Raw genomic sequence first — 22,477 nt, forward strand, 5'->3', positions numbered from 1 at the left:
AAAACTCCTTTCAAGCGATACGCAAGGTGCCGGCCAGTTCGGCGGGCAGGGCGTCGACGGCGGCACGGGCGGTGCGGCGGTCGCTGTTCAATGGAATGTCGTAGGTGATGCGGGCGCCATAGGCGCCGGGGGCGTGCGGGTCGACACGAACCTTGTCGAACACCAACAGGCGTGTGCCGAGGCTGAAGCCTTCGGACAGGTCATGGGTGACCATGAACACGGTCAGCCGGGTTTCGCGCCACAGCTCCAGCAACAGGGCGTGCATGTCTTTGCGAATGCCCGGGTCGAGGGCGCCGAAGGGTTCGTCCAGCAGCAGGACCCGCGGCTTCATGATCAGTGCCTGGGCGATAGCCAGTCGCTGTTGCATGCCCCCGGACAGTTGCGCCGGGTATTTATCCAGCGCATGACCCAGGCCGACCTTGCCCAGCAGATGCGCTGCGTCTTCCCGGGCCTGGCGTTTGGCGTTGCCGAACAAGCGGCCCAGCAGCGGCGAGCGCGGCAACTCCAGGCCCAGGGTGACGTTGTCCAGGACCGTCAGGTGCGGGAACACCGAATAACGCTGGAACACCACGCCCCGGCTGGCATCCGGCTCACCGGCCAAGGGCTCGCCATCCAGGAGAATCTGTCCGCGACTGGCGCGCTCCTGGCCCAGTAGCAATCGCAGGAAGGTCGACTTGCCGCAACCCGACGCCCCCACCAGCGTGCAGAACTCCCCCTCGGCGACCCTCAGGTTCAAGCGCTCGAGCACCACCTGATCGGCGTACTGCTGCCAGACGTTGTTCACGGTAATGAAACTCATGCCTTCGCCCCTTCATACCAAGGGAACGCTTGCCGGGTCAGGCGCTTGAGGCCCCAGTCCATCAGCCAGGCGAGCAGGGTGATCCACACCACGTACGGCAAGATCACGTCCATCGCCAGGTAACGTCGCACGAGGAAAATCCGATAACCCAGCCCATCGGTGGAGGCGATGGCTTCGGCGGCGATCAGAAACAGCCACGCCGAACCGAGCATCAGCCGCAGGGAAATCAACAGGCGCGGCAGTAATTGCGGCAGCACCACCCGCAGCATCAGCGTCCAGGTCGAAGCACCGAGGGTCTGGGCCTTGATCAGCAGTTCGGGCGGAATTTCCCGGGCGCGCTGTTCCAGGTCCCGGGCCAGGCACGGTGTGATGCCGATGACGATCAGCATCACTTTCGACAATTCTCCCAGGCCGAAGACGATGAACAGGATCGGCAGAATGGCCAGCGGCGGCACCATCGACACCACGGTGAGCAACGGCGATAACGGCGCGCCCAACAGCGGCAACGTGCCAGCGGCAATGCCCAGGCACAGTCCGGCCAGGGCGCTGATGCCCAGGCCGATGGCCAAGCGGCGCAAGCTCGACGCGGTGTCTTGCCAGAGCAAGTAATCGCCACTGCGGGCGTCGGCCGTGAAGGCCAGGCGTTTCACCGCATCGGCCATTTGCACGGCGCTGGGCAGCAGCTTGTCGTTGGGGTTGTCCGTCAACCGTTCGGCCGAGCCCATGAAGTAGGCGAACAACACCAGCGCGAAGGGCAGGATTACCAGCAACAAGCGGCTGGGGCGATCCGGGTAGCGGTTGATCAGGCGCATGCCAGGTCCTCCGGTTTACAGCTTGGCGTCGGCGGCCAGCTGTACGTAGGTCGGGTCAAAGCGCAGCTTGAGGTTGGCCTTGTCGCCACGGGTCACGCCATTGGCGAACGCCATGCCGACCGCGTTGGTGTCCTTGGCACCTTCGCCCAGCAAGCCGTGTTGGAACGAGAACTCGGCCACCTTGCCCATGGTGGCGGGCAGTTGCTCGCTGGTGGCGAAACCCAGGGCTTCCTTGGGCGTGGCGAACAGCTTGGTGGTGTCCAGTTGCGACTGGAAACCGGCCAGGTCGGTGCCCGAGGCCTTGGCCATGTGTTCCAGCGCCGTCTTGCTCGCGGCGTTTTTCGCGTTCATCAGCGCCACCACTTCAAACCAGGCGCCGGTCAACGCTTTACCCAGGGCCGGGTTGTCCTGCAGGGTCTGGGTGTTGACCACCATCATGTCCATGATCTCGCCAGGGACCTGGCTGGAGTTGAACACTTCGGTCACGCCGGGCTGGGCCTTGATGTCCGAGAGCATCGGGTTCCACGTGGTGACGGCTTTGACCTGGTCGGTGTTGAAGGCGGCGGAGATATCGGCGTCGGAGGTGTTGACGACTTTCAGGTCTTTCTCGGTAAGGCCAACCGAATCCAGGGCGCGGGCGAGCAGGTAATGGGACACCGACAGTTCCACCAGGTTGACGTCCATGCCCTTGAGATCGGCCACTTTCTTGCCTTCGCCCTTGAGGACGATGCCGTCGTTGCCGTTGGAGAAATCGCTGACGATCAGTGCGGTGCTGTCCACGCCACCGGCGGCGGGGATGGTCAGGGCGTCCATGTTGGTCATGGTGCAGCCGTCGAACTGACCGGCGGTGTACTGGTTGATGGATTCGACGTAATCGTTGAGCTGCACGACATCGATCTTGATGCCGTATTTTTTCGCCCATTTGTCGACGATGCCTTGGCTGCCGGCGTATTCCCAGGGCATCCAACCGGCGTAAATGGTCCAGCAGACGCTGAAGTGGTCTTTTTGTGCGGCGGCGGATGAGAAGCTCACGAGGGCCGAAAGAGCGGCGAGGAGCAGGGCGGACAGACGAAGCTTGAACATGGTGGTTCTCCAGTTGATCAAGGGCGGACAGGAGCAACGCGGCACCGCGAACGGTGGCTTGTCTCCCGGGCTTTTGTCCCGCCGTGTAACCTCAACTGGAGGTCGCCAACTCTCGGACCAGCCACTCGCCAGAAGCGAGCCGGAACCCTAGTCAGCCATTGCAAATTGTGGTGCCGCGAACCTGTGATGACTCCTGCACGGAGTTTGTTAAAGCGAGAGCCGTGCCAATTACGGCAAAGGCCCGGGCCAGAGAGGGCAGGTGTCGGGGAAGGAGGATTGAGGGCGGATTTATGCTTGCTTGTGGTGCTGTCGCGCACCGGAACAGGGCGACGAGCGACATGTTTCTAGTTGTTGCCAGGTCGCACCAGATTCCGATTTTGCTGTCTGAGTAGTTGTCAGTCACACAACGTTGACTGCCGCCCATCAGCGTCGCTGATGTGGCTCATTCGCGGTCCAGGAGGCCGCCATGTATCGACGACTGCTCCTCATTGCGTTTCTCGGTTTGACTCTTTCGGCATGCGTGCCTTATTACGACGGAGACTCGAGCTACTACCGTTCCGAGGTCTACACCTCACCGGCACCAGTCTATTACGGTGGCGGGAGCTACTATTCGGCACCGCGTGGCTATTACGCACCGCGGTATTACCAACCGGCGCCACGCTATTACTCGCCGCCGCGCTACTACCAGCAAGGCCCACGCTATTACTCGCCACCGCGAGCGGCGTATCGGTCTTATCCAAATCGGGGTGGCTGGGACGGCCGTGACCGGGGCGGTTGGAATGATGACCGACGGGGTCGAGGCGGACGTGATCATCGGGGACGCGGTGATCATGACGGAAGGGGCAGCCATCGCTGATCCCAGGGCAACAGAAAGCGGCGCATAAAGCGCCGCTTTTTTTGTGCCTGCAATAAACCCGATGGGATAACCCTTGTGGGAGCGAGCTTGCTCGCGATGGCGTCGGGTCCGCCAGCATGGATGTGTCCGATATACCGCTATCGCGAGCAAGCTCGCTCCCACAGGTTGCTCTTCCTGGCTCGTTACTCGTTAGACAAATCCGCCAGCGGATGCCGACCTTCCCACGCCTTGTGAAAATGCGCCTCGACCGCCGCCTCGGGCACATGATTGATGTCCGGCCAATGCCAGTGGGGTTTGTGGTCCTTATCGATCAGCCGCGCCCGCACGCCTTCGCTGAATTCCGGATGACGGCAGCAATTGAGGCTCAGGGTGTATTCCATCCGAAACACACCGGCCAAGGACAAATGCCGCGCCCGGGTGATCTGCTCCCAGACCAGATGAGCGGTCAGCGGTGAGCCTTCGGTCATGGTCTTGGCTGCGCGGGCGATCAATGGGTCCGAGTGGTCCACCAGCAGGCTGAGGGCTTTCCAGGCGCAGCGTACATCGCTGACATCCAGCCACTCGTCGATTTTCTGCCGACGTGGCAGCCATTGGGCTTCGGGCATCTGGCCGATCGCTTCCTGCTGCAGGGCCTTGAGCAGGCTGTTGAGCTGCATGTCGGTCTGTTCCTGCCAGTTGAGTTGCAACAGGCCTTCGATCAGGTCGTCCTGCTGTTCATCCAGTAAAAAGCGGTCGGCCAGGCCCAGGTCGATGGCATCCCGGGCATTCATGTGGGCACCGGTCAGGCCAAGAAACAGGCCGAGCTTGCCCGGCAGGCGCGCCAAAAACCAACTGGCGCCAACGTCCGGGTACAGGCCGATGCTGATTTCCGGCATCGCCAGGCGACTGCTCGGCGTGACGATACGTGTGCTGGCACCTTGCAGCAGCCCCATGCCGCCGCCCAGGACATAGCCGTGGCCCCAGCACAGCAAGGGTTTGGGGTAGGTGTGCAGGTTGAAGTCCAAGCGGTATTCCGCCGCGAAAAATTGCGCCGCCAAGGGCGGTACTTCACCGGGGTTGGCACGGCAGGCTTCCACCAGGCTGCGGACTTCACCGCCGGCGCAGAAGGCCTTGGCACCATTACCACGCAATAACACACAAACGATTTGCGGTTCTCTGGCCCAGGCATCGAGACGATCGCGCAGGGCGTTGATCATCGGCAAGGAAAGGGCGTTCAGGGATTTTTCAGCATCCAGCGTGGCAATGCCGACGCGGGCACCGTCGATGCCGGTGAGTTCTTCGAAGTGCAGATTCATCGTGACCTCGATCAGAAAATTGAATGATCAGTATGACCGCTGCGTAGGAAAGTGCCGGTTCTGCGTCAGATCAATTGACAAGCTATGTAGGCTTTCCTAGGGTGCGCCCATTGTTTTTACCGGATGCAACCATGACTGCTGACGACCGTATCAAACTCGAACCGAGCTGGAAGCAGGCACTGCGTGCCGAGTTCGACCAGCCCTACATGGCAGAGTTGCGCGAATTCCTGCGGCGGGAATACGCCGCCGGTAAGGAGATTTATCCACCAGCACCGTTGATTTTCAATGCCCTCAATTCCACGCCGCTGGACAAGGTCAAGGTGGTGATCCTCGGCCAGGATCCGTACCACGGCCCGGGCCAGGCCCATGGCCTGTGTTTTTCGGTGCAACCGGGGGTGCCGGCGCCGCCGTCGCTGGTCAATATCTACAAGGAATTGAAGCGCGACCTGAACATCGACATTCCCAACCACGGCTATCTGCAAAGCTGGGCCGACCAGGGCGTATTGTTGCTCAACACCACCATGACCGTGGAGCGCGCCACCGCCAACGCCCATGCGGGCAAGGGCTGGCAGCATTTCACCGACCGAATCATCGAAGTGGTCAGCGCCCATCAGCCGCACCTGGTGTTCCTGCTGTGGGGCGCCCATGCGCAGAGCAAGCAGAAGCTGATCGACGCCACCAAGCACCTGGTGCTGACCTCGGTCCACCCGTCGCCGCTGTCGGCTTATCGTGGCTTCCTGGGCTGCGGGCATTTCAGCCGGGCCAACAAGTTTCTCGAGCAGCAGGGCGAGACGCCGATCGATTGGCGGTTGCCGCCGGTTTAAGTGGTCGGCAGTCAGGCCCCATCGCGAGCAAGCTCGCTCCCACAGGTTCAGGGCAACACTAATCCCCTGTGGGAGCGAGCTTGCTCGCGATGAAGGCGCCGCGGACGATCAGACCGAACCCGGCTTGCGCATCCAATACCTGAACAACGGCTCCGCCAGAAACAGCACGAACAGCAGTCGCATCACCTGCAACGCCGTCACCAGTGGCACCGACAGTTGCAGCGTCTCCGCCGTCAGGCTCATTTCGGCAATGCCGCCGGGCATCATGCCCAGTGTCAGCGACCGTAAATCCAGATGGGTCAGGGTGCTCAGGCCCAAGGCGGCGAGCGTGGCGATCAGCATCGTCAGCACTGTGCCGACCAGGGTGCGCCCCATGAATGATGGCGCCCGGCGGAAGAACTGCCGATTGAAATGACAGCCCAATCCACTGCCGATCAGCCACTGACCGATCTGGCTGGCGCCATTGGGCAGGCCGATGTGCAGGTCCCAGCCGACGCTCACCGCCGCGCTCACCAGCAACGGCCCGAACAACCACGGGTTCGGTTGATGCAAGCGTTGCCAAATCCAGGCGAGCAGGGCGCCCGCCGGGAACAGGATCGCCAGCCACAGCCAGTCCACCGTGGTGGCGTGCTGTGCCGGGGTGCCTTCGCCCAGCAGATACTTGAAGGCCGCCGGCACGCACAGCACCACTACCAGCACCCGCAGGCTCTGGCCTGCAGCGACGCGACTGAGGTCCGCGCCGTTGCGGGCGCCGAGGTTGACCATTTCGCCGGAGCCGCCCGGCATGCTGGAGAAGAAGGCGGTGGCGCGGTCCTCGCCGGTACGGCGCATCAACCACACACCCACTACGCTGGACACGCTGGTGATCAACGCGCCGAAAAAGATCAAGCCGAAGTGGCTCAGGACTTGTTCCATCACCACTGGGGTGAAGTGCAGGCCGATACCGATGCCTACCACCCATTGGCCGCATTTACGGCCGCCGGGGATTTCCATCAGTTGCCACGGCGTCAGGCAGCGCACCAGGATGATCGCCAGCAACGAGCCGACCATCCAGGGCAACGGCCAGCCGATCAGGCTGGCCAGGTAACCGCCGGCCAGACCGACCAGCGGTGTTCCCCACCAATGTCTGAAGGTCGCCTCAGACATTGGCCAGGGCGCGACGTTGTGCGGCGCGGCGACGCCAGATCCGCAGCAATGGCATGAACAGCATGATTGCCGTCAGGATCCAGCAACCGAAGGTGATCGGGCTCGACCAGAGGATTTCCAGCGCACCGTTGGAGATCGACAGCGCACGACGCAGGTTCTGCTCCATCAGGCCGCCTAGGATGAAGCCCAGCAGGACCGGCGACAGCGGGAAATCCAGCTTGCGCAGGATGTAGCCGAAGATGCCAATGCCGATCATCAGGAACAGGTCGAACGTCGTGGCATGCACGGCGTAGACGCCGATCCCGGTGATGATCGCAATGACCGGTACCAATGCCCAGTTCGGCACGGCCAGGATGCGGGTGAAGATGCGGATCATCGGGATGTTGAGGATCACCAGCATGATGTTGGCAACGAACAACGAGGCGATCAGGCCCCAGACGATGTCCGGCTGTTGCTGGAACAGCAGCGGACCCGGCGTGATGTTGTACAGCGACAATGCGCCGATCATCACCGCCGTGGTGCCCGAGCCGGGAACACCGAGGGTCAGCATCGGCACCAGCGCCCCGCAGGCGGCGCCGCCAATGGCGGTTTCCGGAGCGGCGAGGCCGCGCTTGTCACCCTGGCCGAACTTGCCACTGGCACCGGCGATACGCTTCTCGGTCATGTAGGCCACGGCACTGGCCAGGGTCGCCCCGGCACCGGGTAACACGCCCATGATGAAACCGAGCACGCCGCAACGCAGGTTCACAGTAAAGACCGATGCCGCTTCCTTGAAGTTGAACATCATCCGCCCGGTAGCTTCTACCGCTTCCTGGCCGCGATGGGTTTTCTCCAGCAGCAACAGGATTTCACTGATGGAGAACAAACCCAGCACCAGCACGACGAACTGAATTCCGTCGGTCAGGTGGATGTTGTCACCGGTGAAACGGTAGACGCCGCTGTTGGCATCGATCCCGACACTGGACAGGAACAGCCCGATCAACGCCGCAATGAACGTCTTGAGCGGTCGGTCGCCGGCCATGCCGCCCAGGCAGACAATGGCGAACACCATCAGGACGAAATATTCCGCCGGTCCGAAGGCAATCGCCCATTTGGCCAATAGCGGCGCGAACAGCACCATGCCACAGGTGGCGATGAACGCGCCGATGAACGAACTCCACGCCGACAGCGACAGCGCCACCCCGGCCAAGCCCTGGCGGGCCATCGGGTAGCCGTCGAGGGTGGTCATCACGGTGGAGGCTTCTCCCGGGATGTTGAGGAGGATCGAGCTGATGCGCCCGCCGTACTCACAACCCAGGTACACCGCCGCCAGCAGGATCAGCGCTGATTCAGGCGGCAGGCCGAGGGCGAACGCAATCGGGATCAGCAGCGCCACGCCGTTGATCGGGCCCAGGCCCGGCAGCAGGCCGACCACAGTGCCGATCAGCGTACCGGTCAACGCGGTGACCAGGTTGTACGGTGTCAGTGCTACGCCAAAACCCTGGCCGAGATAATTCAGGGTATCCATATCAATTCTCCAGGACGTCGAGCAGGCCCAGGGGCAGCGGCACGTCCATCAGCTTGTCGAACAACAGATAAAGACCGATGGCCATCAGGCTGATGATCACCACGCTCGGCACCCAGCGCCCGCCATACAGGCGCGCCATCGGCACGCCGATCAGGATGCTGGCGACAATGAAGCCCAGGGGTTCGAAGGTCCCGGCGAATACCAGCAGCAGTGCCACGCAGATGCCGATCTTCTGCAGGGTTTCACGGTCCAGTTGCGGGTCTTCGTCGCTGTGCACGATGGGGGTTGGACGAAACAGCATGTACAGAAGCGCCAACCCCATCAGCCCCAGCATCAGCAGTGGGAAGGCCCGCGGGCCGACCGGTTCGTAGGAAAAGGCTGCCTGATACGGCCAGGCCATCAGCGCGAGGCCGACGCAGACCAGTAGCAGCAGCGCAGCAAAGATACGTTGGATAGTGAGCATGACTAACTCCTGGGCGACGCCGGTGATGCCAGCGCCGCCGCGAGAACAGAGACGGTTACTGGATCAGGCCGAACTCTTTGGCCAGCACCTTGTAATCAGCCACTTGCTTCTTCACGTAGGTGTCCAGTTCCGGGCCGGTCATGGCAAATGGGAACAGCTCACGCTGGTCACGCAGCTTGGCGAACTCTTCGGAAGCCAGCAGCTTGTCGAACGCGTCTTTCCACCAGGCGTAGTCTTCGTCGCTGACTTTTGGCCCAAGGTAGAAGCCACGAACCACCGGCCAGACGATGTCGTAGCCTTGCTCTTTGGCGGTTGGAATGTCTTTCATCTCCGGCTCGTCGATGCGCTTCTCGGCAAACACGGCCAGCAGGCGCATGTCGCCGCTCTGGATGTGGGGCATGGAGTCGGAAATGTCGGTACTGCCGACCTGGATGTGGCCGCCGAGCAGCGCGGTGGCGATCTCGCCGCCGCCTTCGAGGGCTACGTAACGCAGGTCGCGCGGGTTGATGCCGGCGGCCTTGGCGATGAGGGCGGTCTGCATCCAGTCCTGGCTGCCGACGGTGCCGCCGGAACCGATGACCACCGAGCCCGGATCTTTCTTCAGGGCCTGTACCAGATCGTCGAGGTTCTTGTAGGGCGAATCGCTTTTCACGGCGATGGCGCCATAGCTGGTGCCGACGGCGGCCAGCCAGCGCACGGCGCTTTCATCGAAACGACCGAACTTGCCCTGGGCCAGGTTCAGCAACGAGCCGCTGGACCAGGCCACCAATGTGCCGGCGTCGGCCGGACGCTGGGCGACGACTGCGTTGTAGGCCACCGCACCGACACCGCCCGGCATGTAGGTGACGCGCATCGGTTTGGTCAGCAGCTTTTGATTGACCAGCGCGCTTTGTGCCAGTTTGCAGGTCAAGTCAAAACCGCCGCCGGGGGAAGCTGGGGCGATACATTCCGGGCGCTTCGGTTCGGCGAGCAACTGTCCAGCGACCATCAGGCATCCGACAGCCAGGGCTACTTTACGCAGTGATAGGTTCATTATCGTCTCCACAGGAGTTGTTGTTGTGTGTGGTGCAAATTTGGTGTCGAGGGTTTCCCGGCCTGGTCGTCGCCGATGGCGGACACAGGTTGTTGCCCAAGGTTTCGGGATTGAAGGCGTAGGAAGACGCTGGACCGAGGAGCGGCGGCATCGGCCACGCGGGTCTGTTTGAAGCGGGAAGGGCGAGCAGGCATTGGGGCCTGGAGCTGTAGGGAGAGCATTGTGAATACTCCGCTTTATTGTTCTTATTTGGCGAAAACGCTTCGAGGCATTTTTCGTTTGCGATATACGTCGCGACGGTCAGCCGAAGCTGTCCGTATCTGGACTCTAACTGCTCAACCTTTCGCTAACCTTTCAGTAGGCTTTCATGATTCTTTTGCCTTCACAGCGGCGGACTCGGCTGTAAACTCCGCGCCAAAGAATGGCGCCGACCATCCCTGAATCGAGGAAAAATCCATGCGTGTTCTGCTCGTCGAAGACCATCTGCAGCTCGCCGAAAGTGTTGCCCAGGCGCTCAAGAGCACCGGTTTGACCGTGGATGTGCTGCACGATGGGGTGGCGGCCGACCTGGCCTTGAGCAGTGAGGAGTACGCCGTGGCAATCCTCGATGTTGGGTTGCCGCGCATGGATGGCTTCGAGGTGCTGGCGCGCTTGCGCTCGCGAGGCAAGACCCTGCCGGTGTTGATGCTGACCGCTCGCAGCGACGTCAAGGACCGGGTCCATGGGCTGAACCTCGGCGCCGACGATTACCTGGCCAAGCCCTTCGAACTCACCGAGCTTGAAGCGCGGGTCAAGGCGTTGCTGCGTCGTAGCGTGTTGGGCGGTGAACGCCAGCAGCGCTGTGGTGGGCTGGTCTATGACCTGGACACCCGTCGTTTCACCCTCGACGACGAACTGCTGACCCTGACGTCCCGTGAGCAGGCCGTGCTGGAGGCGTTGATTGCCCGGCCCGGTCGGGTGATGAGCAAGGAGCAAGTGGCGGCCCAGGTGTTCGGCCTGGACGAAGAGGCCAGCCCCGACGCCATCGAAATCTACATCCACCGCCTGCGCAAGAAGCTCGATGGCCATGCCGTGGCGATCGTGACATTCCGAGGCCTGGGCTACCTGCTGGAAAACCGCGATGCATAAGCCCGACAGCCTGCGTTGGCGGCTGCTGCGCAACCTGGCATTGCTGCTGGTGGTGCTGATGCTCGCCAGCGGTCTGAGTGCCTACTGGAACGGTCGCGAGGCCGCGGATACCGCCTACGACCGTACCCTGCTGGCCTCGGCCCGGACCATTGCCGCCGGTCTTTCGCAACGCGACGGCAGTCTCAGTGCGGATGTGCCTTACGTGGCCCTGGATACCTTCGCCTACGACAGTGCCGGGCGCATTTATTACCAGGTCAATGATATTAATCAGAAGTTGATTTCCGGCTACGAAAACCTGCCTGGCCCTCCGCCCGGCACGCCGCGCACGGACGATTACCCGGCCCTGGCCCGCTTCTATAACGCTCGTTATCAGGGCCAGACCGTGCGGGTGGTCAGCCTGCTCAAGGCGGTGAGCGAGCCGGAGATGAACGGCATGGCGGAAATTCGCGTGGCTGAAACCGAAGAGGCGCGGGTCAGCATGGCCCGTAGCCTGGCGGCCGACACTTTGTTGCGCCTGGGCATGCTGGCCGTGGGGGCGCTGTTGTTGGTGTGGTTTGCGGTCAGTGCCGCGCTGCGCCCGCTGGAGCGCTTGCGCACGGCGGTGGAAGAGCGCCAGTCGGACGACCTGCGACCATTGCCGCTGGTGGAAGTCCAGCATGAGCTTTGGCCACTGGTGCGCGCGCTCAACCATTTCACTGAGCGTCTGCGTGGGCAATTCGAACGCCAGGCGCAATTCATTGCCGATGCCGCCCATGAACTGCGCACCCCCCTGGCCGCCCTCAAGGCGCGCCTTGAGCTGGGCCTGCGCGCCAGTGAGCCGGCGACCTGGCGTGAAACCCTGGAAACCGCGGCCCAAGGTACCGACCGGCTGACCCACCTGGCGAATCAGCTGCTGTCTCTGGCGCGCGTGGAAAACGGCGCCCGGGCCATTGCCGAGGGCGGTGCCCAGTTGCTTGATCTCAGCCAATTGGCCCGGGAGTTGGGCATGGCCATGGCCCCGCTGGCCCATGCCCGAGGCGTAGCGTTGGCCCTGGAAGCCGACGAGCCAGTGTGGCTGCGGGGTGAACCGACCTTGTTGAACGAGCTCTTGAGCAATCTGGTGGACAACGCCCTGGCCCATACGCCGCAAGGCGGTAATGTGATCCTGCGGGTCACGGCGCCGGCGGTGCTGGAGGTGGAGGACGATGGCCCCGGCATTCCGCTGCATGAGCGGGACCGAGTGTTCGAGCGCTTCTATCGACGCAACCAGCAAGTGGCCGGTTCAGGCCTGGGATTGGCGATTGTGGGCGAAATCTGCCGTGCCCACTTGGCGCAGATTACCCTGCATGACGGGCAGGAGCGTGGGTTGAAGGTGCGGGTGAGTTTTATCCCGGGTTCAGATTAAGCCAAGGTCAGGCCTGACTTGAGTTGGTTGGCTGACCTGCTTAATAAAACATCGACCGCGCTTCTTCGATATCCACGCACCGGGCCCTGTTGTCCGGGTCGATGCCCAGCTTCTTGAAGGCCGGAACCGCGAACACATCAATTTTGCTGAGGGGGTGGTCGGTGTCCTTGTAGCAATACAGCGCAGCGATCTGCACCAGGTCGATATAATCGATTTGCTTCGAATCCCGGGTGAAATCCAGATACAGCCCCGGCAGTTTCACCAGCCTCTCCGGAAACTCCCAGACGCTGAGCAATTTGTCTCCCAGCACCGGGTGAATCGTTTCGATGACGTGGTTAAGGCTGACCGGATCCGACAGCAATTCGTTGTTGTCCTGTGCATAAGTCAGGATCGGCAGCACGCCAATCTGGTGCACCAGCCCGCCCAGCGCCGCCTGATCAGGCTTGAGCTGCGTATAACCACGACACAACGCATAGCTGACGCCGGCAATCTCCAGGCTTTTGAGCCAGACTTCGCGCATCTTTTGTTCCACCACCTCGGAGCGGGCGTGGAATATCTGTTCCATGACCAGGCCAATGGCCAGGTTGCTGCTGTAGTTGACCCCCAGCCGGGTAATGGCCGTGTGCAGGTCCGTGACCTCTTGGGTGGCGCGCAGCAGTGGGCTGTTGACCACTTTTATCAGGCGAGCCGAGAGGGCCGTGTCGCGGCCGATCACTTTGCTCAGGTTGCTGACGCTGATTTCCGGGTCTTCGGCGGCCCGGCGAATCTGCAGGGCCACTTCCGGTAATGTTGGCAGAACCAGGTCATCGTTATCGATGGCCTGTACCAAATCCCGTTGGACCTTATCCGCCAAATCGCTCATTTCGGTTCTCTAGGGTGTTGCGACAAATGCTGCGATCAGCGCTGGATTTCGCGGTCACGGTCCAGCTCGTAAGGCAAGTCCAGCAACTGCAAGCCCGGGCCTTCCAAAGCACCGAGGTGAAGATTGCCATCTTCTGCTGCTTCGGCCTGTAACACCGCCAGCAGTTCAATGTTTCGCTCGGCACGAGCGGCAATCACCACTTCGCCGATGGAACTGCCGTGAGTGGGGGAAAACAGCGCGGTGCCGGGTTCCGGCAGTTCGCTGGCGTCCAGCTGCAGGCGATACAGGCGCCGCTTGAGCTTGCCCAGGTATTGCATGCGGGCGACGATTTCCTGACCGGTGTAGCAACCTTTCTTGAAACTCACGCCGCCGACGGCCTGCAGGTTGAGCATCTGCGGGATGAACAGTTCGCGAGTGGCCGGCATGACCTGGCCGATCCCGGCACGGACCTGGCCCAGCAGCCATTGGTTCAGGTCCGCCTCGGTCAATGCTGCCCCGAGCCTGGATTTCAGTGTATCTGCCTGCTCGGCGGGGGCCCACAGCTCGGCGCGGCCGGGAGAAACGCGGATAGCGATCAAGGATTCATGGCGAGTGACGCTGTCGGTGTCGACCGGCAGTTCGAGGCCCAGGTCGGTCAGCGCCTTGTCAGCGTTTTCCACGCCGAAACGAACCCAGGCCGCACTTTCATCGGTGAGCTTGGATTTGGAGAACACCGCATATTTTTTCAGGTCCGCCAGTTGCGGTTCAAGCAATGGGGTGGCCATGGCCATCAGCACACCATCGCCTTCGAGCAGGATGCGGAAACTCGATTGCATCCGGCCTTTCTGGGTGCAGCGGGCGCCGAGGCTGGCCTGGCTGTCGCTCAAGTAGTTGAGGTTGCAGGTCAATTGACCTTGCAGGAATTTGCTGGCATCCACGCCGCGGACCGCGAGAACGCCTTCGTGGGACAGGGTGCAGAAAAAAGCGGAATCAGCCATGGGTCATCGCAGGGTAAATAGTCTGGTGGACATCATAAGGGGGCGCCCTTGAAATGGGTAGTTCACAAAGGATCGATGGTGCCCGACCAAAGCGGTCTGTCGCGCTGCGGCGGGGCCTGTATACTTGCGCTCTATTTGAGGAGCGCTCCATGGTCGAAGATGTTGAACTGAATCGCCTCTACTGGCACAGCCGCCGCGGCATGCTTGAGCTGGACGTGTTGCTGGTGCCTTTCGTGAAAGAGGTCTATCCCCATCTTAATGAAGTGGACCGTGCTTGCTACGTTCGTCTGCTCGAGTGCGAGGATCAGGACATGTTTGGCTGGTTCATGGAACGCAGCGAATCCGAAGACCCAGAGTTGCAGCGCATGGTTCGGATGATTCTGGACCGTGTCCAACCCAAGTAGTCGCTTCGAATGCCGCTGGCAGGCCTGCGGGCAACTGCTGGCGGCCTATCTCCTGGCCCAGGTGTTCGCCTTGGCTTCGTTGTTCCTGTTGTCTGTCCCGTTCTGGTTCACGGCGCTTGGCGTTGCGCTGTGCCTGGCTCATGGCGCCTGGACGATACCGCGACATCTCTTGCTGACTCATCCCCGGGCCTTCTGCGGTTTGCGTCGTGATGCCGGTGGCTGGCAGCTCTGGAGCAAAGCCGATGGCTGGCGGCCGGCGCAGTTGCGCCCTGACAGCCTGGCACTGCCGGTGATCGTCGTGCTGCGTTTTCGCCTGCCGGGGGAGCGGCGGATCCGGTCGCTGTGCGTGCCCCGCAACGCGCTGGCGCCGGATGAGCATCGGCGCCTGCGGGTGCGGCTCAAGTTCAGTCGGCGTAGGTGGGCGGCACCAGGATAGTGTCCAGCGCCTCGGGCAGCAGGTTCGGGTAGTCGAGGGTGTAATGCAGTCCTCGGCTTTCCTTGCGTTCCATGGCCGAGCGGATCATCAGTTCGGCCACTTGGGCCAGGTTGCGCAGTTCGATCAGATCGCGGCTGACTTTGTAGTTGCTGTAGAACTCGTCGATTTCGTCCAGCAGCAAGCGCACCCGATGCTGCGCCCTTTGCAGGCGTTTGTTGGTGCGCACAATGCCAACGTAGTCCCACATGAAGCGCCGCAGTTCGTCCCAGTTGTGCGCAATGATCACGTCTTCATCCGAATCGGTGACCTGGCTTGCATCCCAGGATGGTAGCGCGGCAGGAATGGTGATTTGCGGTAGCTGCTCAAGAATGTCTGCCGCGGCCGAGCGTGCATAGACGAAACATTCCAGTAATGAGTTGCTGGCCATGCGGTTGGCGCCGTGCAGGCCGGTGAAGCTGGTTTCGCCAATGGCATACAGGCCCGGTACATCGGTTCGGCCCTGCTGGTCGACCATCACGCCACCGCAGGTGTAATGCGCCGCTGGCACCACTGGGATCGGCTGTTTGGTGATGTCGATGGAGAATTCCAGGCAGCGCTCGTACACCGTTGGGAAATGGCTTTTGATGAACGCTTCGGGCTTGTGGCTGATGTCCAGGTAAACGCAGTCGATGCCCAGTCGCTTCATTTCATGGTCGATGGCCCGGGCGACGATGTCCCGTGGCGCCAGTTCGGCGCGGGGATCGAAGCGCTGCATGAAGCGTTCGCCGTTGGGGAGTTTCAGGTGGGCCCCTTCACCACGCAGGGCCTCGGTCACCAGGAAACTCTTGGCCAACGGGTGATAAAGGCAGGTGGGGTGGAACTGGTTGAACTCCAGGTTCGCCACCCGGCAACCCGAGCGCCAGGCCATGGCAATGCCATCACCGCAGGCGCCGTCGGGGTTGCTGGTGTACAGATAGACTTTCGCCGCGCCACCGGAGGCCAGGATCACGAAGCGTGCGCCGTAGGTGTCGACTTCGCCGGTGCCGCGATTGAGCACGTAGGCGCCCAGGCAACGGTCGCCTTCCAGGCCCAGGCGTTTTTCGGTGATCAGGTCGACCGCGACGCGCTGTTCCAGCAATTCGATGTTCGGCCGTTGCCGAGCCTTGGCCAGCAGGGTCTTGAAGATCGCCGCGCCGGTGGCATCGGCGGCGTGAATAATGCGCCGGTGGCTGTGACCGCCCTCGCGAGTCAAATGAAACTCGAAACCACCGTCCTCGGTGCCGGATTGCTCATCGCGGGTGAACGGCACACCTTGATCGATCAACCACTGGATGGCTTCTTTGCTGTGCTCGACGGTGAAGCGCACCGCCTCCGGATTGCACAGGCCGCCGCCGGCATTGAGAGTGTCTTCGACGTGGGATTCAATGGTGTCGGTGTCGTCCAGCACGGCTGCGACGCCGCCCTGGGCCCAGAATGTCGAGCCGTTGGCCAGGTCGCCTTTGCTCAGTACTGCAATGCGCAGGTGCTCCGGCAGGGTCAGTGCAAGGCTCAATCCGGCGGCGCCGCTGCCGATTACGAGAACATCGTGTTGAAACTGTTGGCTCATTTGGAAGGTTTCCGCTTAAAGCGACCCGGGTCGGGGTTGGCGCACGACATCCGCTTTAACGGGTCAGGCAGCCACGCAGCCCACTAGTATATAGAGGGGGGGATCGGCACAATAGCCGGGCATACATGGCAATGTGAAACCAGCGTGACACAAAAGCGACACGCTTCGTCGGATCACGGTTTCACCAGAAACGCGATAAGGCGGCCGTTTCGAGGACAGTACGCGGTTTATCTCGTCATGGTTGCCCAAGATTCCATTCACAACGCTATAAATAGTGGGAACTTTTGCCAAGCGCCTACGTTCAATAGACGGTTGTCTGCAAAAGGGAGCAGCGTCGGGTTGGTGCAAGATTTCGATTGGAGTCTCTGCCGACAGACCCGACGACAGATTATTCGCGCAGCCGGGGAATCTCGTGCTGCGTTTTTCGTGCGTGCCGAGATCAGAGCGCGTCGGAAACTTGCTTGGAAGGGGGAGAACTTTTGCGAAAAGCCCGAGTCTATGTTTGCAAGCCCGGTCATTTAGTAATGCAAGCCTCCTTCGAGCTTATCGAGGAGTGTTCATGCTAACCCAGGAAGAGGATCAGCAGCTGGTCGAGCGCGTTCAACGCGGCGACAAGCGAGCTTTCGATCTGCTAGTGCTGAAATACCAGCACAAAATTCTCGGGTTGATCGTGCGTTTTGTGCACGACACCCATGAAGCCCAGGATGTCGCTCAGGAAGCTTTTATCAAGGCTTACCGAGCACTTGGTAACTTTCGCGGGGACAGCGCGTTTTACACGTGGCTTTACCGCATCGCCATTAACACGGCGAAAAACTATCTGGTTTCACGCGGCCGCCGGCCGCCGGATAGCGATGTGAGTTCCGAAGATGCAGAGTTCTATGACGGCGATCATGGCCTCAAGGATCTCGAATCACCGGAACGAGCGTTGCTGCGGGATGAGATCGAAGGCACCGTCCATCGAACTATCCAGCAACTGCCCGAAGATTTGCGTACGGCTTTAACTTTACGTGAATTCGACGGTCTGAGTTACGAGGACATTGCGAGTGTCATGCAATGTCCGGTGGGTACCGTGCGCTCCCGGATCTTCCGCGCCCGGGAGGCCATCGATAAAGCCCTGCAACCGTTGTTGCAGGAAAACTGAGACAGCGGCGACAGCCAAGAGAGGAACGCCATGAGTCGTGAAGCCCTGCAGGAATCGCTGTCCGCAGTGATGGATAACGAAGCGGACGAATTGGAATTGCGTCGGGTGCTCAATGCCTTCGACGATGTTGAAACCCGTGAGACCTGGGCTCGTTACCAGATTGCCCGGGCTGTCATGCACAAGGACTTGCTGCTTCCGCGTCTGGACATCGCTGCGGCCGTTTCTGCTGCATTGGCTGACGAAGCCGTACCGGCAAAAGCTTCCCGAGGTCCATGGCGCAGCCTGGGTCGCCTGGCAGTTGCCGCTTCGGTTACCGTAGCCGTTTTGGCCGGTGTACGTTTGTACAACCAGGATGAGATTGCTGGCGTGCAGATGGCACAACAGTCCACTCAGCCAGGCCTGGCCGCTCCACAGGTCAAGGGCCCAGCGGTACTGGCCGGTTACAGCGAAGGGTCGGAAGCTGCAGGTCCTATGGTCAACGGTGTTCTGCAGGGCCAACCTGGCTGGCATGATCAGCGTCTGCCCAACTACCTGCGTCAGCATGCCCAGCAGGCTGCCTTGAAGGGTACCGAAAGCGCGCTGCCTTACGCCCGTGCAGCCAGTCTGGAAAACCGTTAAGGAGGACTATTGCGCGCCATACCTCTATTCACGCTTCTGCTTGGGGGCTGGTGTGCTGTTCCAGCCTATGCCGGTGAGGCTCAAGATTGGTTGAATCGTCTGAGTCAAGCCGAGCAACAGCAGAGCTTCCAGGGCACTTTCGTCTACGAGCGCAACGGTAGTTTTTCTACCCATAACATCTGGCATCGTGTCCAGGATGGCAAAGTCCGCGAGCGGTTACTCCAGCTCGACGGCTCGGCACAGGAAGTCCTACGCATTGATGGACATACTCAATGCGTCAGTGGCTCCTTGATCGCAGGGCTGGGCGATACGCCTGATGGCACCGCACGTGCGCTCGATCCGCAAAAACTCAAGAACTGGTACGACCTTGCTATCATTGGCAAGTCGCGTGTGGCTGGGCGTCAAGCGGTCATCGTGGCTTTGACGCCCAAGGATCAGCATCGCTATGGCTTCGAGCTGCATCTGGACAAGGAGACCGGCTTGCCGCTCAAGTCGTTGTTGCTCAACGACAAGGGCCAATTGCTTGAGCGTTTCCAGTTCACGCGTTTGAGCATTGCCGAGCCGTCAGACGGTGAACTGCAAGCCAGTGCCGACTGTAAGGCGGTCGCACAGGAGCAAGGTAAAGCCGCCTCGGTGAAAGCGACCTGGCATTCGGACTGGCTTCCACCTGGTTTCGAATTGACCAGCAGTACGGCGCGCAAGGATCCGGACACCAAGATTCAGGTCAATAGCTTGATGTACGACGACGGCCTGGCTCGCTTCTCGGTGTTCCTGGAGCCTTTGAACGGCGCTAACGCTACCGATACCCGTACTCAACTCGGCCCGACGGCTGCCGTCTCTCGTCGTCTCACGACGCCTCAGGGCGAAATGATGGTTACGGTAGTCGGCGAGATTCCCATCGGGACAGCGGAGCGGATCGCGCTCTCCATGCGATCCGACGTCACGGCGACCCAGTAGCATGGCGCTGGGGTGGTTCGATTGCGTAAGAGGCTGATAACGCCAGGGCTTGATCGAAATGCCGAAACTTTCTGTCAGCATTTTCATTTGCAAAACTTTTTGTTTTTTTCTATAGGTCAGAGCCGCTCGGCTCTGGCCTTGTCTGTTCCCGGAACAAAAATACCGGCGTATCTTGCCTTGGTGTTTCTTGCTCCATATCGCTTAACCATGCTCGTCGTAACGGGAGCCGTATGTCGATACCACGCTTGAAAACCTATCTCTCCATTTTTGCCACCGTGCTGGTGCTTGGTCAGGCCGTTCCTGCGGTGGCGGTCGAATTGCCTGACTTCACCCAATTGGTCGAGCAGGCCTCGCCCGCAGTGGTGAACATCAGCACCACCCAGAAGTTGCCGGATCGCCGGGTGTCTGACCAACAGATGCCGGACCTGGAAGGGTTGCCACCCATGCTGCGTGAGTTCTTCGAGCGCGGTATGCCGCAGCAGCCGCGTTCGCCCGGCGGCGGTGGCCGCCAGCGTGAAGCGCAATCCCTGGGCTCGGGTTTCATTATCTCGCCCGACGGTTACATCCTGACCAATAACCATGTGATCGCCGATGCCGACGAAATCCTGGTGCGTCTGGCTGATCGCAGCGAGCTAAAGGCCAAGCTGGTCGGCACCGACCCACGTTCCGATGTGGCGCTGCTGAAAATCGAGGGCAAGGATCTGCCGGTACTCAAGCTGGGTAAATCCCAAGACTTGAAAGCCGGCCAATGGGTCGTGGCTATCGGTTCGCCGTTCGGCTTCGACCACACCGTGACCCAAGGCATTGTCAGCGCCATTGGTCGCAGCCTGCCGAACGAAAACTACGTGCCATTCATCCAGACCGACGTGCCGATCAACCCGGGTAACTCCGGTGGTCCGCTGTTCAACCTCGCCGGTGAGGTGGTGGGCATCAACTCCCAGATCTTCACCCGTTCGGGCGGCTTCATGGGCGTGTCCTTCGCCATCCCGATCGACGTTGCCATGGACGTCTCCAACCAACTGAAAAGCGAAGGCAAGGTCAGCCGCGGCTGGTTGGGCGTGGTCATCCAGGAAGTGAACAAGGACTTGGCCGAATCGTTCGGGCTGGAGAAACCGGCCGGTGCGCTGGTGGCACAGATCCAGGAGGGTGGTCCGGCGGCCAAGGGTGGCCTGCAAGTGGGTGACGTGATTCTGAGCATGAATGGTCAACCGATCGTCATGTCCGCAGACCTGCCGCACTTGGTGGGTGCCCTCAAGGCGGGTGCCAAGGCCAATCTGGAAGTGATTCGCGAAGGCAAGCGCAAGAACGTCGAGTTGACCGTCGGCGCCATTCCTGAAGAAGGCAAGGAGTTGGATTCGCAGCCTAAGTCTGGCGTCGAACGCAGCAGCAACCGCCTCGGCGTGGCTGTGGCCGAGCTTACCGAAGAGCAGAAGAAGACCCTGGAGTTGCAAGGCGGCGTAGTGATCAAAGAAGTGCAGGAGGGTCCTGCTGCGCTGATCGGCCTGCAGCCGGGCGACATCATCACGCACCTGAACAACCAGGCAATCGGTTCCGCCAAGGAGTTCACCGACATTGCCAAGGCTCTGCCGAAGAATCGCTCGGTGTCGATGCGGGTTCTGCGCCAGGGGCGTGCAAGCTTCATCACTTTCAAGCTGGCCGAATGACGGGTTAGCGGCTCAATAAAAAACCGCCTCGAAAGAGGCGGTTTTTTTGTGCGCGATGAATACTCAGCCCATCATGTCCTTGACCAGGCGTTCCTGCTCCATGAGTTCCCGTTGCCGGGCATCGATGCGTGACGACAGCGGGAAGTTGGTGCCGGCGCGTCGTTTGGCGAAGTCCAGTTGCTGGATGGCCTGACGGTAGTCACCCACCAGTGCGAAGTACTCAGCCCGCGCCTGATGCAAACCGATGATATTGCCCGACAGCCCACGAGTCTCGGCCACCATGTACCAGACATCCGGATCGTCCGGGCGGGTCTTGAGCAGGTTCTCCAAGGCTTTTTCGGCGTCGGCGGGGCGGTTCTGCTTGAGCAGCAGGTCGACGCGTACCTGGTTGAGCGGATAGTTGCCCGGGTATTGGCTCAGCATCCGGTCGACGCGGGATTGAGCGTCGGCCAGCTTATTGCTGGTGATGTCCAGATCCACCTGGGCCAGGTTGTAGATGATTTCGTTGGGCGATTTGGCCAGCAGCGGCTTGAGGTTCTCCCGGGCTTCATTCAACTGCCCACCCTTGACCTGCGCAATCGCCAGGCCATAGCGGGCCACGTCGTTCTTCGGGTTCTCATCCAGTTGTGCCCGGAAGCGCTTGGCGCCCAGGCCTGGGGTTTCTTCATAGGTCAACTGGACCCGTGCGCGAATCAATTGATAACGCACACTGTCCTCGATGCCGCCCGGCTTGGCTTGTTCGGCTCGGTTACGGGTGTCGGCGATCCGGGACTCGGTCACCGGGTGAGTCAACAGGAATTCGGGCGGCTTGGCGTCAAAGCGATATTGGCGCATCAGGCGTTCGAACATGGTTGGCATGGACCGTGGATCGTAGCCGGCCTTTTCCAGGTTCTGGATGCCGATGCGATCGGCTTCCTGTTCGTTCTGGCGAGAGAAGCGCCGCTGCTCCTGGATGGCGGCCGCCTGGGTCCCGGCAATGGCCGCGATCCCGGCGTCACCGCCACCGGCGGCGGCAATCACGATACCGGCCAACAGTGCCGCCATCATGGGCACTTGCATGCGCTGCTGGGCCTCGACGCCGCGGGCAAAGTGACGTTGCGACAAGTGCGCCAGTTCGTGGGCCATGACCGAGGCGTATTCACCTTCGGTCTGCGCATTGAGGAACAGGCCGCCGTTGACCCCAACGATCCCGCCAGGTGCGGCAAAAGCGTTGAGCTGCGGACTGTTGATCAGGATGAACTCCAGGCGTCGGTCATTGACCTGGCTGGTCTCTACCAATTTATAGACGCTGGACTCGACGTAGTCCTTGAGTTGTGGATCGTTGAGCTGTGAAACCTGGCTGCGCAGCAGGGCCAGCCAGGCGCGGCCCAACTGGTGCTCCTGTTCCGGCGACACAATGGCAGAACTGGCGTCGCCAAGTGACGGCAGGTCGTCGGCGAAGCCCGGCGAGGCAAGCAGGCAGGCGAGCGTCAGCAGGGTGGGGCGCAGAAATGTCATGCACGA

The 22,477-nt window shown here is 61.1% G+C and carries 22 protein-coding genes and 1 riboswitch; of the genes, 10 read left to right on the forward strand and 12 right to left on the reverse strand.

Annotated features, from left to right (window positions below; translation table 11 throughout):
- Positions 1 to 10 precede the first annotated feature (10 nt).
- The 3 genes from CD58_RS07105 to CD58_RS07115 are packed head-to-tail and all read right to left on the reverse strand — an operon-like array spanning position 11 to position 2,694.
- The gene (locus CD58_RS07105; RefSeq protein ID WP_025212348.1) at positions 11 to 799 is read right to left on the reverse strand and encodes an ABC transporter ATP-binding protein; all 789 of its coding nucleotides are present in this window, start codon (positions 797 to 799) and stop codon (positions 11 to 13) included.
- Positions 796 to 1,611: an ABC transporter permease gene (locus CD58_RS07110; RefSeq protein ID WP_025212349.1), complete on the reverse strand. Its 816-nt coding sequence runs from the start codon at positions 1,609 to 1,611 to the stop codon at positions 796 to 798. Before CD58_RS07110 ends, CD58_RS07105 begins: the two co-directional genes overlap by 4 nt.
- 15 nt (positions 1,612 to 1,626) lie before the next feature.
- Entirely contained in the window at positions 1,627 to 2,694 is a 1,068-nt protein-coding gene (locus CD58_RS07115; RefSeq protein ID WP_025212350.1) for a putative urea ABC transporter substrate-binding protein, read from the reverse strand.
- Between the two features lie 60 nt (positions 2,695 to 2,754).
- A riboswitch (guanidine-I (ykkC/yxkD leader) is annotated at positions 2,755 to 2,856 on the reverse strand.
- 304 nt (positions 2,857 to 3,160) lie between these two features.
- Here CD58_RS07115 and CD58_RS29060 point away from each other — a divergent pair.
- Positions 3,161 to 3,550, forward strand: coding sequence for a hypothetical protein (locus CD58_RS29060; protein WP_080712518.1), 390 nt, complete (start codon positions 3,161 to 3,163; stop codon positions 3,548 to 3,550).
- 182 nt (positions 3,551 to 3,732) lie between these two features.
- Here the strand turns inward: CD58_RS29060 and CD58_RS07125 are convergent, their stop codons facing one another.
- Positions 3,733 to 4,845, reverse strand: coding sequence for an enoyl-CoA hydratase/isomerase family protein (locus tag CD58_RS07125; RefSeq protein ID WP_025212352.1), 1,113 nt, complete (start codon positions 4,843 to 4,845; stop codon positions 3,733 to 3,735).
- A 131-nt stretch (positions 4,846 to 4,976) separates the two neighbouring features.
- On the opposite strand from CD58_RS07125, the gene ung reads away from it, so the two are divergent.
- Entirely contained in the window at positions 4,977 to 5,669 is a 693-nt protein-coding gene (gene ung / locus CD58_RS07130) for a uracil-DNA glycosylase (RefSeq protein ID WP_025212353.1), read from the forward strand.
- Between the two features lie 108 nt (positions 5,670 to 5,777).
- Here ung and CD58_RS07135 read toward each other — a convergent pair whose 3' ends face one another.
- From CD58_RS07135 to CD58_RS07150, 4 genes are read right to left on the reverse strand one after another with little or no spacing between them, the layout of a single operon-like run.
- Positions 5,778 to 6,815: an AbrB family transcriptional regulator gene (locus CD58_RS07135; protein WP_025212354.1), complete on the reverse strand. Its 1,038-nt coding sequence runs from the start codon at positions 6,813 to 6,815 to the stop codon at positions 5,778 to 5,780.
- Positions 6,808 to 8,322 (reverse strand): tripartite tricarboxylate transporter permease, encoded by a 1,515-nt coding sequence (locus CD58_RS07140; RefSeq protein WP_025212355.1) that lies wholly within the window; start codon positions 8,320 to 8,322, stop codon positions 6,808 to 6,810. The genes CD58_RS07135 and CD58_RS07140 overlap by 8 nt, the downstream gene beginning before the upstream one ends.
- A gap of 1 nt (position 8,323) precedes the next feature.
- Entirely contained in the window at positions 8,324 to 8,785 is a 462-nt protein-coding gene (locus CD58_RS07145) for a tripartite tricarboxylate transporter TctB family protein (protein ID WP_025212356.1), read from the reverse strand.
- Between the two features lie 55 nt (positions 8,786 to 8,840).
- Positions 8,841 to 9,818 carry a Bug family tripartite tricarboxylate transporter substrate binding protein gene (locus CD58_RS07150; protein ID WP_025212357.1) on the reverse strand — a complete coding sequence of 326 codons (978 nt, stop codon included), beginning with the start codon at positions 9,816 to 9,818 and terminating at the stop codon, positions 8,841 to 8,843.
- Between the two features lie 456 nt (positions 9,819 to 10,274).
- On the opposite strand from CD58_RS07150, the gene CD58_RS07155 reads away from it, so the two are divergent.
- A complete protein-coding gene (locus CD58_RS07155; protein ID WP_025212358.1) occupies positions 10,275 to 10,946 on the forward strand; it encodes a response regulator in 672 nt (223 codons plus the stop codon).
- Positions 10,939 to 12,330, forward strand: a complete 1,392-nt coding sequence (locus CD58_RS07160; protein ID WP_025212359.1) for a sensor histidine kinase — start codon at positions 10,939 to 10,941, stop codon at positions 12,328 to 12,330. Before CD58_RS07155 ends, CD58_RS07160 begins: the two co-directional genes overlap by 8 nt.
- A 40-nt stretch (positions 12,331 to 12,370) precedes the next feature.
- Here the strand turns inward: CD58_RS07160 and CD58_RS07165 are convergent, their stop codons facing one another.
- Both CD58_RS07165 and CD58_RS07170 read right to left on the reverse strand, forming a co-directional pair.
- On the reverse strand, positions 12,371 to 13,192 hold the full coding sequence (locus CD58_RS07165; protein WP_025212360.1) for an HDOD domain-containing protein: 822 nt from the start codon (positions 13,190 to 13,192) through the stop codon (positions 12,371 to 12,373).
- A 35-nt stretch (positions 13,193 to 13,227) separates the two neighbouring features.
- The gene (locus tag CD58_RS07170; RefSeq protein ID WP_025212361.1) at positions 13,228 to 14,169 is read right to left on the reverse strand and encodes a YgfZ/GcvT domain-containing protein; all 942 of its coding nucleotides are present in this window, start codon (positions 14,167 to 14,169) and stop codon (positions 13,228 to 13,230) included.
- A 149-nt stretch (positions 14,170 to 14,318) separates the two neighbouring features.
- On the opposite strand from CD58_RS07170, the gene CD58_RS07175 reads away from it, so the two are divergent.
- Both CD58_RS07175 and CD58_RS07180 read left to right on the forward strand, forming a co-directional pair.
- On the forward strand, positions 14,319 to 14,573 hold the full coding sequence (locus CD58_RS07175) for a succinate dehydrogenase assembly factor 2 (protein ID WP_003184348.1): 255 nt from the start codon (positions 14,319 to 14,321) through the stop codon (positions 14,571 to 14,573).
- On the forward strand, positions 14,557 to 15,009 hold the full coding sequence (locus CD58_RS07180; RefSeq protein ID WP_025212362.1) for a protein YgfX: 453 nt from the start codon (positions 14,557 to 14,559) through the stop codon (positions 15,007 to 15,009). Before CD58_RS07175 ends, CD58_RS07180 begins: the two co-directional genes overlap by 17 nt.
- Here CD58_RS07180 and nadB read toward each other — a convergent pair.
- Positions 14,978 to 16,594 (reverse strand): L-aspartate oxidase, encoded by a 1,617-nt coding sequence (gene nadB / locus CD58_RS07185; protein WP_025212363.1) that lies wholly within the window; start codon positions 16,592 to 16,594, stop codon positions 14,978 to 14,980. The two genes, CD58_RS07180 and nadB, sit on opposite strands and share 32 nt — an antisense overlap.
- 559 nt (positions 16,595 to 17,153) lie before the next feature.
- On the opposite strand from nadB, the gene rpoE reads away from it, so the two are divergent.
- The 4 genes from rpoE to CD58_RS07205 all read left to right on the forward strand — a co-directional run bounded on the left by rpoE (position 17,154) and on the right by CD58_RS07205 (position 20,974).
- Positions 17,154 to 17,735 (forward strand): RNA polymerase sigma factor RpoE, encoded by a 582-nt coding sequence (rpoE, locus tag CD58_RS07190; RefSeq protein WP_003172477.1) that lies wholly within the window; start codon positions 17,154 to 17,156, stop codon positions 17,733 to 17,735.
- A 30-nt stretch (positions 17,736 to 17,765) separates the two neighbouring features.
- Entirely contained in the window at positions 17,766 to 18,353 is a 588-nt protein-coding gene (locus CD58_RS07195; protein WP_025212364.1) for a sigma-E factor negative regulatory protein, read from the forward strand.
- A 9-nt stretch (positions 18,354 to 18,362) separates the two neighbouring features.
- The gene (locus CD58_RS07200) at positions 18,363 to 19,310 is read left to right on the forward strand and encodes a MucB/RseB C-terminal domain-containing protein (protein WP_025212365.1); all 948 of its coding nucleotides are present in this window, start codon (positions 18,363 to 18,365) and stop codon (positions 19,308 to 19,310) included.
- Between the two features lie 230 nt (positions 19,311 to 19,540).
- Positions 19,541 to 20,974 (forward strand): DegQ family serine endoprotease, encoded by a 1,434-nt coding sequence (locus CD58_RS07205; protein ID WP_025212366.1) that lies wholly within the window; start codon positions 19,541 to 19,543, stop codon positions 20,972 to 20,974.
- A 63-nt stretch (positions 20,975 to 21,037) separates the two neighbouring features.
- Here the strand turns inward: CD58_RS07205 and CD58_RS07210 are convergent, their stop codons facing one another.
- Positions 21,038 to 22,471 carry a M48 family metalloprotease gene (locus CD58_RS07210; RefSeq protein ID WP_025212367.1) on the reverse strand — a complete coding sequence of 478 codons (1,434 nt, stop codon included), beginning with the start codon at positions 22,469 to 22,471 and terminating at the stop codon, positions 21,038 to 21,040.
- Positions 22,472 to 22,477 lie beyond the last annotated feature (6 nt).

It is taken from the genome of Pseudomonas brassicacearum, from assembly GCF_000585995.1.
Taxonomy (GTDB): domain Bacteria; phylum Pseudomonadota; class Gammaproteobacteria; order Pseudomonadales; family Pseudomonadaceae; genus Aquipseudomonas; species Aquipseudomonas brassicacearum_A.

Coding starts and splice junctions, on each gene's coding strand:
- CD58_RS07175 (WP_003184348.1), top strand. CDS start 14,319: ATGGTCGAAGATGTTGAACTGAATCGCCTCTACTGGCACAGCCGCCGC.
- CD58_RS07165 (WP_025212360.1), bottom strand. CDS start 13,192: ATGAGCGATTTGGCGGATAAGGTCCAACGGGATTTGGTACAGGCCATC.
- CD58_RS07125 (WP_025212352.1), bottom strand. CDS start 4,845: ATGAATCTGCACTTCGAAGAACTCACCGGCATCGACGGTGCCCGCGTC.
- CD58_RS07155 (WP_025212358.1), top strand. CDS start 10,275: ATGCGTGTTCTGCTCGTCGAAGACCATCTGCAGCTCGCCGAAAGTGTT.
- CD58_RS07205 (WP_025212366.1), top strand. CDS start 19,541: ATGTCGATACCACGCTTGAAAACCTATCTCTCCATTTTTGCCACCGTG.
- CD58_RS07170 (WP_025212361.1), bottom strand. CDS start 14,169: ATGGCTGATTCCGCTTTTTTCTGCACCCTGTCCCACGAAGGCGTTCTC.
- CD58_RS07210 (WP_025212367.1), bottom strand. CDS start 22,471: ATGACATTTCTGCGCCCCACCCTGCTGACGCTCGCCTGCCTGCTTGCC.
- CD58_RS07135 (WP_025212354.1), bottom strand. CDS start 6,815: ATGTCTGAGGCGACCTTCAGACATTGGTGGGGAACACCGCTGGTCGGT.
- CD58_RS07150 (WP_025212357.1), bottom strand. CDS start 9,818: ATGAACCTATCACTGCGTAAAGTAGCCCTGGCTGTCGGATGCCTGATG.
- ung (WP_025212353.1), top strand. CDS start 4,977: ATGACTGCTGACGACCGTATCAAACTCGAACCGAGCTGGAAGCAGGCA.
- CD58_RS07160 (WP_025212359.1), top strand. CDS start 10,939: ATGCATAAGCCCGACAGCCTGCGTTGGCGGCTGCTGCGCAACCTGGCA.
- CD58_RS07145 (WP_025212356.1), bottom strand. CDS start 8,785: ATGCTCACTATCCAACGTATCTTTGCTGCGCTGCTGCTACTGGTCTGC.
- CD58_RS07115 (WP_025212350.1), bottom strand. CDS start 2,694: ATGTTCAAGCTTCGTCTGTCCGCCCTGCTCCTCGCCGCTCTTTCGGCC.
- CD58_RS07105 (WP_025212348.1), bottom strand. CDS start 799: ATGAGTTTCATTACCGTGAACAACGTCTGGCAGCAGTACGCCGATCAG.
- nadB (WP_025212363.1), bottom strand. CDS start 16,594: ATGAGCCAACAGTTTCAACACGATGTTCTCGTAATCGGCAGCGGCGCC.
- CD58_RS29060 (WP_080712518.1), top strand. CDS start 3,161: ATGTATCGACGACTGCTCCTCATTGCGTTTCTCGGTTTGACTCTTTCG.
- rpoE (WP_003172477.1), top strand. CDS start 17,154: ATGCTAACCCAGGAAGAGGATCAGCAGCTGGTCGAGCGCGTTCAACGC.
- CD58_RS07110 (WP_025212349.1), bottom strand. CDS start 1,611: ATGCGCCTGATCAACCGCTACCCGGATCGCCCCAGCCGCTTGTTGCTG.
- CD58_RS07140 (WP_025212355.1), bottom strand. CDS start 8,322: ATGGATACCCTGAATTATCTCGGCCAGGGTTTTGGCGTAGCACTGACA.
- CD58_RS07195 (WP_025212364.1), top strand. CDS start 17,766: ATGAGTCGTGAAGCCCTGCAGGAATCGCTGTCCGCAGTGATGGATAAC.